This is a genomic window from Cupriavidus sp. 207A1 (assembly GCF_057798955.1).
Map to the genome: position 1 here is coordinate 105,189 of NZ_JBYOJO010000004.1, position 14,019 is coordinate 119,207.

Sequence of the window (14,019 nt, forward strand, 5' to 3'; positions counted from 1 at the left end):
CCGGCATTGCCCTTATCCTTGTCCCACGGAGACCCTGCCCCCATGAAGAACCTTGCACATGCCCTGGCTGCCACCTGTCTGACGCTGGCGACGAGCCTGGCCACGGCCGGCCCCTACCCCGACAAACCCATCCGCATGGTGGTGCCCTTTCCGCCCGGCGGCACCACCGACCTGCTCGGCCGCGTACTGGCCACCCGCTTGTCCGAAACCCTCGGCCAGCAGGTGGTGGTGGACAACCGGCCGGGCGCCGGCGGCACCATCGGCTCGGACCTCGTAGCCAAGGCGCCGGCCGACGGCTACACGCTGATGTTCGGCACGGTGGGCACGCAATCGATCAACGCCACCCTCTACCGGAAGCTGCCGTTCGATCCGCAGAAGGATTTCTCGCCGGTGGCGCTGTTCGCCGGCGTGCCCAACATCCTGGTGGTCAATCCGAACGTGCCGGCCAGGAACGTGCGCGAGCTGGTCAGCTATGCCAAGGCCAACCCCGGCAAGCTCAATATGGGCTCGGCCGGCAACGGCACCACCAACCATCTGTCCGGCGAACTGTTCAAGTCGATGGCGGGTGTCGAGATCGTGCACGTGCCGTACAAGGGCAGCGGCCCGGCGATGGCCGACCTGCTTGCCAACCAGGTGCAACTGATGTTCGACAACCTGCCGGGCTCGCTGCCGCATGTGAAGGCCGGCCGCCTGCGCGCACTGGCCGTGACCAGCGCCACGCGCTCGCCGGCGCTGCCCGACGTGCCGACCATGGCCGAGGCGGGCATTGCGGGCTATGAAGCCGACGTCTGGTTCGGCGTGGTGGGTCCGCGAGGGTTGCCGCCCGAGGTATCCACGCGCTTGTCGCAGGAAATCACGCGCATCGCGCAAGACAAGGCGATGCGGGACAAGCTGGTGCAGGCGGGGGCCGCGCCGCTGACTTCGACGCCGGAGCAGTTCTCGGTGCTGATCCGCCGCGATACGGACAAGTGGGCGAAGCTGGTGCGGGCGTCGGGGGCGAGTGTGGATTGACGGGGATTGGTGTGGCTAGCGACCGGCACGACGTCTCGATTGTCGCCAGCAAGCACGACGGCCCGAACGGGCCGACGTGAGCTTGCTGCCTGATTCCGGCTCGACTCAGAAGGCCGGAACCGAGGTGCCATTGTCGCGGTACACCTGGCGACCTCCGACATAGGTGGCAGTGGCGTGGAGATGCTGGATGTCAACCTCAGGCACCGTCAGATAGTCCCCCGACAACACCACAAAGTCGGCCAGCTTGCCCTGTTCGATCGAGCCCTTGGTATCAGCCTCGCCGTTCAGGTCGGCATAGTGGATGGTGAACATGCGCAGCACGTCGACGCGGCCCACGCGCTCGTCCGGACCATAGACACCGTCTGTGATCGTGTCGCGGGTAATGAAGTGATACATTGCCCAGAACGGATTGACCGGCATGTTCGCGGAATCGGTGCCGCCGACGAGCTGGAATCCGGCATCCATGAAGGTCTTCACGGGGGTCACGTGTTCCGCCCGGTCGTGTCCCCAGTACTTCGACAGCACCGGTGCGGCAACGTACAGGTGGGCCTGCACGGACAGCCTGGCGCCCAGGGCGCGCACGCGCTCGAGCTGTTCCTTGCGGACCACGAAGGCATGCTCGATGGTCCAGCCCTTGACGGCGCCCGGGCTGGCCTTGTGGAGGTTTTCCCACGCCGTCAGGACCTGGTCCAGCGCCGCATCGCCAACCACGTGCACGGCCACGCGGTACCTGTTGCGGAAGAGTTCGCCGACCACCTCCTGGTACGCCTGGCCGGAAACCAGCGGCAGCCCGAAGAACGTTCCGCCCTTGCCGTACGGTTCGCTGTAAGGCTGGCTCATGTAGCCGCCTTCGAACCCGCCATCGACCGAAGTCTTCGCGCCCCAGATGCGCACCCATTCGTCGCCGGAGCCCGCCGGCAGCGGGGCCGAGGCAATGATCGACTTGATCTGCGAGGCCGAGTTCACCGGCGCCATGGCGTTGAGCAGCAGCTGGAAGCGCAGGCTTAGCTTGCCCGCGGCCTGAAGCTGGCGGATGACGGCGTAGGCCGAGGGCACGTCGGTGCCCGTGAACATGCCTGGCACGCGCACGCTGGTCAGCCCCAGCGCATTGAGTTTGTGCTGCATGTCTTCCAGGGCCGCCGCGTCGAAGGTTGGCGGCGCGGGCAGCGTCATCAGCGAGCGCGCGTTGTTAATCAGTACGCCGGTCAGTTGGCCGTTGCTGTCTTTCTGGATGATGCCGCCGTCGGGCGACACCGTGCTCTCGGTGATATTCCACTTGGCCAGTGCCGCGCTGTTGAGCATGGCCGTCAGGCCGCCGCGGTGCAGCACCAGCGGGTTGTTCGGGGCCACCGCGTCGACCTCTGCGCGCGTAGGCAGGCGCACTTCTTTCAACTGGGCCTCATGCCAGTCGGAGTTGCTTTGCAGCAGGTCGCCGGGCGCATGGCTGGCAACGGCCTCGCGCACCGCAGCCAGCACATCGTCGATCCTGCGCGTGCGCGACAGGTCGATGCCCGGGCCGCCGCCTGCGCCATGCAGATGGCCGTCGCTGAGGCCAGGGATAATGGTGCGCCCACCCATGTCGACCACACGCGTGGCGGGGCCGACATGCTTGCTCAATTCAGTCGACGATCCGATCGCCAGGAATTTCCCCTCCTTGACGGCGAATCCCTGCGCTACGGTATTGGCGGCATCGACGGTCAGGACTTTGGCGTTGGTGTAGACCGTATCTGCGGCAGGCTCGGACGAGCCCTCGCATCCCGCAAGCGGCAATACGATGACCGCCAAGCCGAGCCAGCCCGGCACTCCCCTGCTCCAGCTGAGTTTCATTGCTTGCTCCCCTTTCCTTCTTGTTGGCAGGTGCTATGCCAGCGTCACCACCGCTCGCCGGCAACCGGCACGAAGAGCCGTCCCGTCGTGTGACCGCCCTTCGTCATTTAATTTAGGTTACGATGTTTTATATTTCAAATATTTTCGCGGATGGCTCGATCCCGCCGAGGCGTTGCCCTGCCTGCCGACACTACTAGTCCATCGTGTGTGGCGACGGGCAAAACCGTCGTCGAGAAAGATGTCGCCGGGATGCCGACTTGCGTGGTCAGCGTCCGCCTTCTGCCGACCACCAGCGGGAAGTGGAAGGAACGGATCCGGCTGCGCTGGAGCCCTGGCAACGAGCAGATGATCTTCAGGGTGCGAGGGCGTGACTGGAAACATGTACAAGCAGCGCGGCAGAGTGTGCACCGTGACCACGGTGGTGACCGTGGCCTTGACCTCCACCCGCCATTTCAAGTCCATACTGGACAACCTCGTCATCATGTTGCCGCACATAAAGGAAGGCAAAGTGCGCGCGCTGGCCGTGGCCTCGGAGCATCGCCTGCCACAACTGCCCGACGTGCCGACACCCGCCGAGCTCGGCTATCCGCAGCTGAACCTCAGTTCGTGGACCGGCATCGCGGCCCCGGCCGGTACGCCGGCGCCGGTCCGCAAGGGGCCTGACCTCCGCAAGGCTGGTGCAACCATGTCCGGTCCGCATTGGGCCTCGCACCTGTATATCCATATCCGAAAGCCTTCTTTGTTTGCTGGGGCGCAGGGCGATAGCATCGTCTCCTCCTTGTTCTTATGCTCAGACATGCCCGCGCTCCCGTTCCTTCGCCTCGCCGCTGCCGCGGCACTGTCCTGCCTTACCATCAACGCCGCCTGGGCAGATGCCACGCTGGATCGCATCAAGCAGCGCGGCAAGGTCTCCATCGGCGTGCTCGTCGGCGGCAGCCTGTTCGGCTCGATCGATCCCGTCACGCAACAGCCCGTTGGCTGGAATCCCGACCTGGCCCGTGACCTGGCAAAACGCCTGGGCGTGGAAGCCGAACTGGTTCCTGTGCAGCCCTCCAATCGCGTGCAGTTCCTGCAACAAGGCAAGGTGGACCTGCTGATTGCGTCGATGGAATACAACCCCGAGCGCGGCGAGCTGCTGGGCTATGCGCCAACGCCGTTTTACCGCGTCGGCGGGACCGCAGCGGTGTCAAAGCGCAGCGGTATCGCCAAGTGGGACGACCTGCGCGGCAAGACCGTCTGCGCGTCGCAGGGCAGCAGCTACGTCAAGCCGCTGCAGGAGCAGTACGGCGCGCAGGTACGCGGCTTCAAGACCTCCGCCGAATCCTTGCTGGCTCTGCGGGGCGGCCAGTGCGTGGCCGCGGTCCACGACGCAACGCTGATCCACCCGCTGGTCCGCAGCAATGCCGACTGGACCGACTACGCCGCGCCGATTCCCACCGAGATCCTGCCTGCGCCTTCGGTGGTCTGGACCCGCAAGGGCGAGACGGACACCATCGCCGCAGTGGACAAGATCGTCCAGGAATGGCACCGCACGGGCTGGCTGATCGCCACGGAAAAGCGGCTTGGCATCACGCCGCCGCAGCCTCTGCTGCCCGAACTGCAAGCACGCTTCAAGAACGCGTCCTGAGTGGGACCCTCGGGCCCCTGCGTTACGGCGCCCTTCTGCTATGAAAAGAGTCTTCCTTCCATCCCCGGCCATCTCGCCGGGCGACTTCGCCGTCTTTGCAGAGCGTGAAAGGCCATGAAGGCATGCCGACCTGGCCATGCGCCGCAGCCGGCGCAAGCGGAGGTGGCGGCATGACCGATATCCTCGCCTCGGTTGTCGCCACGCTCAAGCCGCTGGGGCTTGACTATGCCTTCGTTCTCGACGCGGGTGAACGTTCAGCGTTCCTGCGTGGCCTGGTCGTGACGCTGGAGCTTTGCCTGCTCACCATTCCCTGCAGCCTCGCCGCCGGCATCGTGCTGGCGGCGATGCTCACCTCGGGCCGCCGCGCCCTTGCCGCGCCGGCCCGCGCCTTTGTCGAACTCACGCGCAACACGCCCACGCTGGTGCAGCTCTACTGCGCGTTCCTGGTGCTCAACATGCTGATTACCCAGCAGCTGGCCAGCCGCGGCACCGGCAATCCGCTGACGCCCTTCGTCTGGGTGGTGATCGTGGTCTCGCTGCACAAGGCGGTGTTCCATGCCGAGGCGCTGCGCGCCGGTATCGAGGCGGTGCCGCGCATCACGCTGGAGGCGGCGCGTTCGCTGGCCTTCTCGCGGCGCCAGTTGCTGCTCCAGGTCGAACTGCCGCTGGCGGTGCGCTTTGCCTTGCCGGCACTGGTCAACAACGTGGTGGACCTGGTCAAGATGACTGCCGTGGCATCGGCCATCGCAGTCGGCGACGTGACCTATGAATCCATCATGATCTGGACCCAGCGCGACAACGTGCTCGAACTGCTGTTGCTGATCCTGGCCTGGTTCGGCCTGCTGACCTGGCTGGTCAGCCGTGCAGGTCGCTGGCTGGAAAGCCAACTGAGGATGCCCGGCTATGGCCAGTGAATCGATTCTCCCGGCCGCCAGCGGCCGCCCGCCATTGCAGGCGCGCGCGCTGCGCGCCCCCTGGTGGCTCGCATGCGCCGCGGTGGCGGCATTGCTGCTGTTCTGGACCCTGGCCGACAGTACCCCGGCGGCGCTGCGCAGCCTCTGGACCTGGACCCCTGCGCTGCTGCGCGGGCTGCTGGCCAATATCGAGATCAGCGTGTTCGCCATGGCGCTCGGCACCGTCGCCGGCCTGCTGATCGGCGCGCTGTCCTTGTCGTCGCATGCAGCGCTGCGCGGGTTCACGCGCACCTGGGTGCAGGCGTTTCGTAACGCGCCGGTGCTGGTACTGGTCTATTTCACCACCTATGTGTTCCCGTTCGAGCTGCACCTGGTGCACTGGACGTTTCCGTTCCCGGACTGGCTCAAGGTCGTGCTGGGCCTTGCGTTGCCGGCGAGCGCCAACGTTGCCGAGATCTTCCGCGGCGCGATCCAGTCGATCCCGAGCGCGCAATGGGAAGCGGCGCAGTCGCTCGCCTTGCGCCGCCGCCAGATCTTCCGCCTTGTGGTGCTGCCGCAGTGCCTGCGGCGCATGCTGCCACCATGGATGAACCTGTACGCCAGCATCACGATGAGCACGTCGCTGGCATCGCTGGTCGGCGTCCACGACGTGGTCGACACCGCGCAGGTTGCCAGCAACACGGTGGCGCGCACCGACTTCACGATCCTGGTCTACTTCAGTCTGCTGGTCCTGTTTTTTGCTTACTGCTACCCGATCGCGCGCGCGACCCGTGCGCTGGAACGCCGCCATGAACGCCACTGAGTCCTTCCTGCGCCGGGACACCGGCAGCCACGCGGCGACCCCGCTGGTACAGCTGCGCGACGTCCACCTGAGCTTTGGCGCGAACGCCGTGCTAAGCGGCATCGACGTGGACGTGCGCCGCGGCGAAGCCGTCACCATCATCGGCCCGTCCGGATCCGGCAAGAGCACGATCCTGCGCTGCATCACCGGCCTGCTGCGGCCGCAGCGCGGGCAGATTCGCGTCGGCGACACCGCCGTCGAGACCTTGCGCGGCGAGGATGAGTTCATCGCATTGCGCAAGCGGGTGGGCTTCGTGTTCCAGCAATACAACCTGTTCCCGCACCTGACGGTGCTGGAGAACCTGGTGCTTGCCCCGACCCGGGTCATCGGCCGGCCGCGCGCAGATGCCGAGCGCGAGGCGCGGGCGCTGCTCGCCAGGGTGCGGCTGTCGGACAAGGCCAGTGCCTACCCGGGCGAGCTCTCCGGCGGCCAGCAACAGCGCGTTGCGATCGCGCGCGCGCTGGCGATGCAGCCCGAGCTGATCCTGTTCGACGAGGTGACCTCGGCGCTCGATCCCGAGACCGTCGGCGAAGTGCTGACCGTGATCCGCGAGCTTGTCGAAGATGGCATGACCTGCGTACTGGTGACGCATGAAATGCGCTTCGCCGCCGAGATCAGCAACCAGATCTACTTTACCGAGGCTGGCCGCATCGTCGAGCACGGCCCGCCGGCCCAGATCTTCGGCAAGCCGCAGCACGAACGCACGCGCGCGTTCCTGCGCCGCGCGCTGGGCGCGATCCCGCGCCTGCCGGCCGAATTCGATGCCGCCTTCGCGCCGGCGCCTTCCCCCTTTCCCGCTGACGGAGTCTCCGCACCATGAGCCATTCTTCTCCCGCCGAACGTCAGGCGGCCCGCCGCAAGGCAGTGGCCGCCGCACTGATCGACATCCGGCGCCTGGCTGCCGGCCAGCCCGACCGCGCGGCGCTCGATGCCGTGGCCGCGCGCCTGCAGGCGCTGGCGGCGCAGCGTGAACTATTCACCCGCGAGGACTTTCCGCCCCCGGCGGATACGGCCAGCGGCGCTTCGACGCGCTACCGCCTGAACCCCGATGACGGCGACGACGCCGCCGCGCTGTACCTGAACTCGATCCGTCCGGGCAAGACCACCATCCCGCACAACCACGACACCTGGGCCGTGATCGTCGCCGTGGAAGGCCGCGAGTTCAATCGGGTCTATCGCCGCACCGACGACCGCAGCGACCCGGCCTTCGCCCGGCTGGAAGTCGCGCGCGAACTGACGGTCGAGCCCGGCACGCCGATCGCCTTCCTGCCTGACGACATCCACAGCATCCATGTGGTTGGCGATGCGCCGACGCTGCATTTCCACTGCTATGGCCGCCCGCTTGAAACGCTGACGGGCCGTTACGGCGTGCATCCGGAAACTGGTGAAATCGTCAATTACAACGCCACGCAGATGCAGCCGAGCAAGGTGATGGCATGAGCGAAGCGGGCAGACATACGCGCTTGCTGCATGCGGGGGCGCCGACGCTGCGCGACGGCGCAGGCCCGGTCAATGTACCCGTGGTGAGAACCAGTACGGTGCGCTTTGCCAGCCAACAGGCGCTGGAATCGCGCCAGCACTGCCGTGCCGCAGGCGAACGCATCGCCTCCTACGGCCGCCACGGGCTGGACACGCATGAGGCGCTGGAAGACGCGCTGACCACGCTCGAAGGCGGGCATCGCGCATTCCTGGCGCCCTCCGGGCTGTCGGCGATCACGCTGGTGCTGCTTGCCCTGCTCGGCCCCGGCGACCATGTACTGGTCTCCGACAGCGTCTATGCGCCCGTGCGGCGCGTCGACAAGACGCTGCTGCGGCGCCTGGGGATCTCGGTCGAATACTTTTCGCCGGCGCATGACGACCTTGCCGCGCTGATCCGGTCAGAGACCAGGCTCGTCTATCTGGAATCGCCAAGCTCGTTGCTGTTCGAGGTGCTGGACCTGCCAAAGCTGGCCGCGGTGGCGCGCGATCGGGGCGTGCCGGTGGCCGTGGACAATACCTGGAGCGGCGGGTGGTTCCTGCAGCCCCTGAAGCTCGGCGCCAATATCTCGATCCAGGCCGCGACCAAGTATATTGCCGGGCATTCCGACGTGATGCAGGGCGCGGTGGTGGTGGACAGCCCCGCGCTGGCGGAACGCGTCGCCACCGCGCACGAGGCGCTCGGCCTTGCCATCGGCGCCGACGACGCCTACCTGTCGCTGCGCGGCCTGCGCACGCTGCCGTTGCGCCTGGCCCAGCACCAGCGCAACGCCACCGAGGTCGCGCAATGGCTGCAGCGCCATCCCCAGGTGGGCCGCGTATTTTACCCGGCGCTACCCGAAGACCCTGGCCATGCGCTGTGGCAACGCGACTTCAGCGGCGCCAGCGGGCTGGTGTCGTTCGCATTCCAAGACGCCGGGGCGAGCGCGGCCAGTGCGTTCGTCGACGCGTTGCGGTGGTTCTCGATCGGCGCCTCCTGGGGCGGGTATGAAAGCCTGGCGCTGGTCGCCCCGCCGGAACGGCTGCGCGAACACCGGGCCTGGCAAGGCAATGCACCCGTGGTGCGGCTGCACGTCGGACTCGAAGACACACAGGACCTGCTGGCCGATCTGGACCAGGCCTTCCACCTCACACTGGCGTGATATGGGCTGCGCGCGCCGTGGTTGGATTTTCAGTGCGCCAGCAACCGGATGCCGATGTCCCCCTCGCGCTCGAGCTGCGCAACCAGGCCGATCTCCCAGTCCAGGTAGGCGCGGAAGCCCGCGTCGCGCTGCGCCACATCGGCGTGGTGGTAGGGGCTGTACCAGTAATCGTCCTCGCCGGTCAGCACGCCCTGCGCGCCGCTGCCGGTGGATAGCCCTGCGGCCGTCCAGGCCTGCGTGCCGCCGGCCAGGAAGCGCACGTCACGGCCGCTGCGCGCCGACAGCTCCGCCGCCGCGATGCGTGCGAGGACGCCGTCCGACGACGTGATCAGCACTACGTCATCGGCGCGAATCCGGGCAATCAGCGCCTCCAGCCGGTCTGGCACGGCGAACTGTGCGCCGGCAACATGGCGCTTCTCATAGGCGGCGCGGCGCTCGACGTCGAAGATGCGCGCACGGCCCGCCTGCAACAGCGCCTCGGCCTGCTGCACGGACACCGACTGGGCTGCCGGCCGCGACGACAACACGCGCAGCGGCTCCGGGCCGGTGTCCACCGCGGCGTCGGCCGGCGGGGCATACACGAACACCTCATGCGCGCCCAATTGCGCCAGCCATGCGCCGGTGGTCAGCGCCCGCACACCATCCCAGTCGGCAAGCACGATCCGCGCATGGCGCGTTGCCGCGTATTCGTCCGTCGCCTGCACCAGTTGCCCGCCTGGCGCCCAGCGCCAGCCCGGCAGGTGGCCCGCCTCGTATTCGCCTCGCGTGCGCACATCGAAGCGATACAAGGTGTGCTGGCCGGCTTCGCGCTCCAGCCGCGCCAGGCCGGCATCATCGAGACGGCGCACGCCGGCGCGGCAGGCCACGGCCTCGGCACGGGCCCGGGCGGCGTCACGGGTCGCGCGGGCCGGCTCGGGCAGCGGCGTATGGCGTCCGTGCGCCAGCGTGCGGCCATTCAGCAGCCAGGCCATGGTGCCGTCCTTGAGCGAGACCACGGGGTTGGGCACCCCGGCGTCGATCAGCGTCTGGGCACCAACGATGCTGCGGGTGCGCCCCGCGCAGTTGACCACGACCAGCGTTTCGGGGCGCGGCGCCAGCTCGCCGATGCGGTAGACCAGTTCCGCGCCGGGCAGGCTGTGCGCGAACGGCAGGCTGAAATCGGCAAATTCCTCGGTGGTGCGGCTGTCTACCACCACCAGGTCATCGCCGCGCTCGAGGCGCTGCTGCAGTTCTTCGGCGCTGATCCATGGCGTGTGCTTCTGGTGCTCGATCACTTCGCCGAAGGCCTTGCTGGGCACGTTGCTGCCGCTGAAGATCTCGAACCCGGCCGCCGCCCATGCCTGCGTGCCGCCGCTCAGCACCGACACGTTGCGCCAGCCCAGGCGCAGCAGCTTGGCCGCGGCCTGGTGCGCCAGGCTATCTCCGCCATCGCCGCCATCGCCGCCATCGGTCAGCACGATGCGGGTGTCGCGGCGCGGCACCAGCCGGTCGGCCAGCAGCTCCAGCCGCCACAACGGGGCGGAGGCCGCAAGCAGCAGATGCCCGCGCACGAAGACCCCGGTCTCGCGCACATCCAGCAGCGCGATCTCGTCGCCGTCGGCCAGCGCCGCCTTCAGCGCGATGGCGTCGATGGCGGCATGGGCGATATGCCTGGGCGGCCCGAAATGCCGATAGCTGCCGCCCGCGGCGCCTTCGAACACCACGCGCCCACCCAGCCGGTCCAGCGCCAGGCCATAGAAATGCAGGTGCAGGCCGGGCTCGTTGCCAACCAGCTCGATGGTATGGACGTCGTCGGGCAACAGCGTGACGGAGCTGCCGCTGACGACATCGCTGCGGCCGGTCTCGGTCAGGCGAGCGCGTGCGGGGTCGTCGGTGGCCTCGCGACGATAAAAGACATTGCGCTCGTTGCCGGTGATGCCGGCAATGATGGCCCAGGTGGTGTGGTCATGCGGTGGCTGCGCCTTGCCAGGCAGCCCGGCCGACACGTACAGCGCATAACGGCCATCGAGATCTTCGGAAAGGCGATAGACCTGCGCGGGATTGTCGGCCGAAACCGGAAACTGCGCCGACGGGAACAAGTCGCGTTGCGCGCCCAGCCGCTCCAGCGCCCGCGCCACCGTCTGCAGCGTCTCGCGGTCGGCAGGCTCTGCTCGCTCCAGCAACTGTCTTGCCTCGGCGATGAATGCGGCCACGGCCGCGTGGCGCCGGCTGGCAACGTCGCTGCCCGGCACCGCTGATGGGGAAAGGTTCTGTTGGGTCATGCGGCGACTGTAACGCCGCGACCAACGGGGTGCCAAAGAAGGCTTTCGCGTATCGACATGCTGTCCGCTTCCACCCCGACCGGCCGTCGCCACCACGCACACCGCATATCCATAGGCTCAAACATTCGTTGGTGCGGTTCGGCCGGCTTCGTAAGCTTGACGGTCCGATTGGCCGTCATGCAAGCACCCACGACGGCCTGCAGGCTCTCCCCAGGTCATCACCATGCTCCGCCGCAACGTTCTCCGCGCCCTCCTCCTTGTGCTTTCGCCAGCGATGCTGGCTGCCCAGCCGCTTGCGGCAACCGCCGCCGACGCCGCGTTTCCCGCGCGGCCGGTGCGGATCGTGGTACCGGTGGCGCCCGGCGGCAGCGCTGACAAGCTCGCGCGCACCCTTGCCACCCGGCTCAGTGAAGTGTGGCAGCAGCCGGTGGTGGTGGACAACGTGGTCGGCGCCAGCGGCACCATCGGCGCGGCGCAGGTGGCCAAGGCCCGTCCCGACGGTCACGTGCTGCTGCTTGGCGGCGAAGGCGTGACGCTGAACGCCTCGCTGTACAGGAACCTGCCGTATGACACCAGCCATGCCTTTCGTGGCGTCACCAAGGCCGTGGTGAACCCGCAGGTGCTGGTGGTCAGGCCGGACCTGGGGGTAAGGAGCTTCCAGGATTACCTGGCTCTGGCGCGCCGCAAGCCGGGGGAACTGGCACTCGGGCTGCCTGGCAATGGCGGCATCGCGCACGTCGCGCATGAGATGCTGTCGCGTCAGCTGGGCTTCAAGGTCAACTACATTCCCTATGCCGGTGGCGCGCCGGCTACGGTGGACCTGCTTGGCGGCCACATCGACGCCACCTTGATTACCCTGGCTGCCGTGACCGACTATGTCAGGGCAGGCAAGCTCACGGCGCTGGCGGTCACGACGCCCTATCGCTCCAGGGCACTGCCGCAGGTGCCCACGCTGGCCGAAGCCGGGGCTGCGGGATTCTCCGTGGAGAGCTGGCAGGGACTGCTGGTCCCGGCTGCAACCCCGGCCGCCGTGGTGGACCGTATCAGCCGCGATGTGGCGGCGGTGCTGCACGCACCCGCCACGCGCAGCCAGCTCGAAGACGCGGGCTATGTCGTGGTCGCGTCGTCGGCGCAGGAACTGGACGCCACGCTGTCGCGCGACCTGCCCCGATACGCCGCCGTGATCGCCTCATCGGGCATCGCCTTGCGCTGACAGCGTACATCCCCCATTGACTGACATGATCCATACCATCGACGCCACCACGCTGCGCAAGTGGCTGAATGACGGCCAGTCGCTGGCCCTGTTCGACGTGCGCGAGCATGGCCAGTACGGCGAAGGCCATCCCTTCTTCGCCGTGCCCCTGCCCTATAGCCGACTGGAACTGGAAGCTGGCCGCCTGGCCCCGCGCCGCACCGAGCGTATCGTCCTGTTCGACGACGGTGCCGGCGACGTGGCAACGCGCGCGGCGCGGCGGCTTGCGGCACTCGGCTACGCTGACGTGACGCTGCTGGCCGGCGGTGCACCAGCGTGGGCGGCTGCCGGATACACCTTGTTCAAAGGCGTGAACGTGCCATCCAAGACGTTTGGCGAATGGGTCGAGCAGATCCAGCACACCCCGCATCTGAGCGCCGATGCGCTGGTCGCACGCCGTGCCGCCGGTGAACCGTTCGTGCTGGTTGACGGCCGTACCGACGAAGAACACCGCAAGATGACCATCCCCGGCGCGCTGGGCTGTCCCAACGGAGAGCTTGCGCTGCGCCTGCCGGCGCTGCTGGCTGATCCCAACACGCCGGTCGTCGTGCATTGCGCGGGGCGCACGCGCAGCATCATTGGCGCGCAGACGCTCTTGAACCTCGGCCTGCCCAACCCGGTGCTCGCGCTCGAGAACGGCACGCAGGGCTGGTATCTCGCCGGTCATGCGCTGGAACACGGCAGCGAGCGGTTCGCCGACGCCGTACCCTCCGCCCCGGTGCTGCAGGCTGCGCGCGATCGATCCGCCCGGCTGCTGCAGCGCTTCGGCCTGCCGTCGCTGTCGACGGCGCAGGCCCAGCAATGGCTGGATGACGACCGCCGTACGACCTACCTTTTCGATATCCGCACCGCGGAAGAATTCGCCCGGCGCTCGATCGACGGCGCCGTCCACGCCCCCGGCGGGCAACTGATCCAGGCCACGGACCGCTACATCGGGGTGCGCGGCAGCCGTGTCATCGTGTTCGACGATGACGGTGTGCGCGCCCCGGTGACCGCCAGCTGGCTGCACCAGCTTGGCTTTGAGAGCGCCGTCCTTGCGCAAGGCGTCGATGCCGCGGTCACGGTGCCGGCGAGGCCGCAGCCGGATCTTGGTGCGGGCCCGCGTGTACTCGGCGTCGATCAGCTGCGCGCGCTGCACGGCGAGGCCGCGGCGCTGGCGGTCATCGATCTGCGCGAGAGCGCTGCGTTCAATCAGGGCCACGCGCAAGGCTCCGTCTGGTCGATCCGGCCGCGCCTGCTGCAAACCTTGCAGTCGCTCGGTACAACGCCGGACGATCCGGTGGTATTGCTGGCGAGCGAGGCCGAGGTGGCCGCCCTGGCGTGGAAAGATCTGCTGGATGCGGGCTATGCCAATGTGTTCCGCACCGAGGCGGGCTACCAGACGTGGCTGGCGGCCGGCCTGGCGCAAGCCGTCGAGGCCGAGCCGTTGCCGCCGGCGGCGCGCATCGACTATCTGTTTTTCGTGCATGACCGCCACGAGGGCAACCAGGATGCCGCCAGGGCGTACCTGGCCTGGGAGACCGGGCTGATCGCCCAGTGCGCGGCTGATGAACTGCAAGGGTTCCGCGTTCCGGCGGATACGCGCAACCCGTCGTCCGAGGCGGGCGGGACAAAGCGCGCATAGCAAAAACCGGAATACGTCACGCTTCGGCGGCGATTTTCCTCGCC

Annotated in this window: 11 protein-coding genes and 1 pseudogene; 10 read left to right on the forward strand and 2 right to left on the reverse strand. The window is 67.8% G+C overall.

Going from position 1 to position 14,019, the window contains the following annotated elements; translation table 11 throughout:
* Positions 1 to 42: 42 nt before the first annotated feature.
* On the forward strand, positions 43 to 1,011 hold the full coding sequence (locus AC3FMM_RS08605; protein WP_116314032.1) for a Bug family tripartite tricarboxylate transporter substrate binding protein: 969 nt from the start codon (positions 43 to 45) through the stop codon (positions 1,009 to 1,011).
* 105 nt (positions 1,012 to 1,116) lie between these two features.
* On the opposite strand, the gene AC3FMM_RS08610 is transcribed toward AC3FMM_RS08605, so the two are convergent.
* Positions 1,117 to 2,838, reverse strand: a complete 1,722-nt coding sequence (locus AC3FMM_RS08610; RefSeq protein ID WP_488686435.1) for an amidohydrolase — start codon at positions 2,836 to 2,838, stop codon at positions 1,117 to 1,119.
* A 379-nt stretch (positions 2,839 to 3,217) separates the two neighbouring features.
* On the opposite strand from AC3FMM_RS08610, the pseudogene AC3FMM_RS08615 reads away from it, so the two are divergent.
* From AC3FMM_RS08615 to metC, 7 genes and pseudogenes are all read left to right on the forward strand, one after another.
* A pseudogene (locus tag AC3FMM_RS08615) lies at positions 3,218 to 3,475 on the forward strand (tripartite tricarboxylate transporter substrate-binding protein); the annotation flags it as partial.
* A 159-nt stretch (positions 3,476 to 3,634) separates the two neighbouring features.
* Complete coding sequence (locus AC3FMM_RS08620) at positions 3,635 to 4,465, forward strand: transporter substrate-binding domain-containing protein (RefSeq protein WP_414248699.1); 831 nt, start codon at positions 3,635 to 3,637, stop codon at positions 4,463 to 4,465.
* A 170-nt stretch (positions 4,466 to 4,635) separates the two neighbouring features.
* The gene (locus AC3FMM_RS08625) at positions 4,636 to 5,379 is read left to right on the forward strand and encodes an amino acid ABC transporter permease (protein ID WP_115713833.1); all 744 of its coding nucleotides are present in this window, start codon (positions 4,636 to 4,638) and stop codon (positions 5,377 to 5,379) included.
* Entirely contained in the window at positions 5,369 to 6,181 is an 813-nt protein-coding gene (locus AC3FMM_RS08630) for an amino acid ABC transporter permease (protein WP_488686436.1), read from the forward strand. Before AC3FMM_RS08625 ends, AC3FMM_RS08630 begins: the two co-directional genes overlap by 11 nt.
* The gene (locus AC3FMM_RS08635) at positions 6,168 to 7,040 is read left to right on the forward strand and encodes an amino acid ABC transporter ATP-binding protein (protein WP_115713835.1); all 873 of its coding nucleotides are present in this window, start codon (positions 6,168 to 6,170) and stop codon (positions 7,038 to 7,040) included. Before AC3FMM_RS08630 ends, AC3FMM_RS08635 begins: the two co-directional genes overlap by 14 nt.
* Positions 7,037 to 7,660, forward strand: a complete 624-nt coding sequence (locus AC3FMM_RS08640; RefSeq protein WP_414248610.1) for a cysteine dioxygenase family protein — start codon at positions 7,037 to 7,039, stop codon at positions 7,658 to 7,660. Before AC3FMM_RS08635 ends, AC3FMM_RS08640 begins: the two co-directional genes overlap by 4 nt.
* Positions 7,657 to 8,838 (forward strand): cystathionine beta-lyase, encoded by a 1,182-nt coding sequence (metC, locus tag AC3FMM_RS08645; RefSeq protein WP_488686437.1) that lies wholly within the window; start codon positions 7,657 to 7,659, stop codon positions 8,836 to 8,838. Before AC3FMM_RS08640 ends, metC begins: the two co-directional genes overlap by 4 nt.
* 29 nt (positions 8,839 to 8,867) lie before the next feature.
* Here the strand turns inward: metC and AC3FMM_RS08650 are convergent, their stop codons facing one another.
* Positions 8,868 to 11,099, reverse strand: coding sequence for a rhodanese-like domain-containing protein (locus AC3FMM_RS08650; protein WP_488686438.1), 2,232 nt, complete (start codon positions 11,097 to 11,099; stop codon positions 8,868 to 8,870).
* 223 nt (positions 11,100 to 11,322) lie between these two features.
* On the opposite strand from AC3FMM_RS08650, the gene AC3FMM_RS08655 reads away from it, so the two are divergent.
* The gene (locus AC3FMM_RS08655) at positions 11,323 to 12,312 is read left to right on the forward strand and encodes a tripartite tricarboxylate transporter substrate binding protein (RefSeq protein WP_488686439.1); all 990 of its coding nucleotides are present in this window, start codon (positions 11,323 to 11,325) and stop codon (positions 12,310 to 12,312) included.
* A 25-nt stretch (positions 12,313 to 12,337) separates the two neighbouring features.
* On the forward strand, positions 12,338 to 13,975 hold the full coding sequence (locus AC3FMM_RS08660) for a rhodanese-like domain-containing protein (protein ID WP_414248607.1): 1,638 nt from the start codon (positions 12,338 to 12,340) through the stop codon (positions 13,973 to 13,975).
* The last annotated feature ends 44 nt before the right edge of the window (positions 13,976 to 14,019 follow it).

Excerpts from the sequence above, each read along its gene's own strand:
- AC3FMM_RS08605 (WP_116314032.1), top strand. The coding sequence starts at position 43 with ATGAAGAACCTTGCACATGCCCTGGCTGCCACCTGTCTGACGCTGGCG.
- AC3FMM_RS08610 (WP_488686435.1), bottom strand. The coding sequence starts at position 2,838 with ATGAAACTCAGCTGGAGCAGGGGAGTGCCGGGCTGGCTCGGCTTGGCG.
- AC3FMM_RS08620 (WP_414248699.1), top strand. The coding sequence starts at position 3,635 with ATGCCCGCGCTCCCGTTCCTTCGCCTCGCCGCTGCCGCGGCACTGTCC.
- AC3FMM_RS08625 (WP_115713833.1), top strand. The coding sequence starts at position 4,636 with ATGACCGATATCCTCGCCTCGGTTGTCGCCACGCTCAAGCCGCTGGGG.
- AC3FMM_RS08630 (WP_488686436.1), top strand. The coding sequence starts at position 5,369 with ATGGCCAGTGAATCGATTCTCCCGGCCGCCAGCGGCCGCCCGCCATTG.
- AC3FMM_RS08635 (WP_115713835.1), top strand. The coding sequence starts at position 6,168 with ATGAACGCCACTGAGTCCTTCCTGCGCCGGGACACCGGCAGCCACGCG.
- AC3FMM_RS08640 (WP_414248610.1), top strand. The coding sequence starts at position 7,037 with ATGAGCCATTCTTCTCCCGCCGAACGTCAGGCGGCCCGCCGCAAGGCA.
- metC (WP_488686437.1), top strand. The coding sequence starts at position 7,657 with ATGAGCGAAGCGGGCAGACATACGCGCTTGCTGCATGCGGGGGCGCCG.
- AC3FMM_RS08650 (WP_488686438.1), bottom strand. The coding sequence starts at position 11,099 with ATGACCCAACAGAACCTTTCCCCATCAGCGGTGCCGGGCAGCGACGTT.
- AC3FMM_RS08655 (WP_488686439.1), top strand. The coding sequence starts at position 11,323 with ATGCTCCGCCGCAACGTTCTCCGCGCCCTCCTCCTTGTGCTTTCGCCA.
- AC3FMM_RS08660 (WP_414248607.1), top strand. The coding sequence starts at position 12,338 with ATGATCCATACCATCGACGCCACCACGCTGCGCAAGTGGCTGAATGAC.